Origin of the sequence: Paenibacillus sp. UMB7766-LJ446 (assembly GCF_030226665.1) — a bacterium.
GTDB classification, from domain to species: Bacteria; Bacillota; Bacilli; order Paenibacillales; family Paenibacillaceae; genus Paenibacillus; species Paenibacillus vandeheii.
The window spans coordinates 1-818 of sequence record NZ_JASOYM010000035.1; the positions used below are offsets into that span (position 1 = coordinate 1).

2 tRNA genes and 2 rRNA genes are annotated in these 818 nt (G+C 49.3%); all 4 read right to left on the minus strand.

The annotated features are described in order from the left end of the window. Positions 1–326: 326 nt before the first annotated feature. Positions 327–402 (minus strand) — tRNA-Ala (locus QP794_RS33060). Positions 403–424: 22 nt separating this feature from the next. Continuing rightward, positions 425–501, minus strand: a tRNA-Ile gene (locus tag QP794_RS33065). Positions 502–537: 36 nt separating this feature from the next. Next, a 5S ribosomal RNA gene (gene rrf, locus QP794_RS33070) occupies positions 538–654 on the minus strand. Between the two features lie 105 nt (positions 655–759). After that, positions 760–818, minus strand: a 16S ribosomal RNA gene (locus tag QP794_RS33075); the annotation flags it as partial.

Consider the following 818-nt stretch of genomic DNA (forward strand, 5'->3'; position numbering starts at 1 on the left):
CAGTTTCGTTGTTCGCCACGTCCTTCATCGGCTCCTAGCGCCTAGGCATCCTCCGTGTGCTCTTAGTAGCTTAACCAACTCGCTCGTGTTCGAGCTGTCGCTCCGCTTGTTTTGGACTGCGTCCAAAGCCAAAAGTCGCTCCATTTCGATCACTCGCTCATGCAGTTTTCACTATTTATTGAAACTTGTTTAACACAAGTTCAGCTAGGATGATTGTTGATCGGTCACTTGAACCGAACAAGCATTCATCCCTAAAAGGAATGTTCTAAATCGCAAAATTTCGTTTCGATATCTAGTTTTCAAAGAACAAGCTTGTAAAATCTTGTTGGTGGAGCCAAGCGGGATCGAACCGCTGACCTCCTGCTTGCAAGGCAGGCGCTCTCCCAGCTGAGCTATGGCCCCATATTAGATTTTAAGGTATACATGGTGGGCCCTGGTGGACTCGAACCACCGGCCTCACCCTTATCAGAGGTGCGCTCTAACCAACTGAGCTAAGGGCCCACATTATATATATATTGAAACCCGTAATGGGTTTACGCTTGGCGGCGTTCTACTCTCCCAGGACCCTGCGGTCCAAGTACCATCGACGCTGAAGGGCTTAACGGTCGTGTTCGGGATGGGAACGTGTGGAACCCCTTCGCTATCGCCACCAAACGTTTGAGAGTTTGAGCTCTCAAAACTGAGCAACGAGTGAGTAACTAGCCGACCTGGCTAGATTTTGTATTTGAATGTTTCCACTCGGGAAACGATTCTCCATAGAAAGGAGGTGATCCAGCCGCACCTTCCGATACGGCTACCTTGTTACGACTTCACCCCAA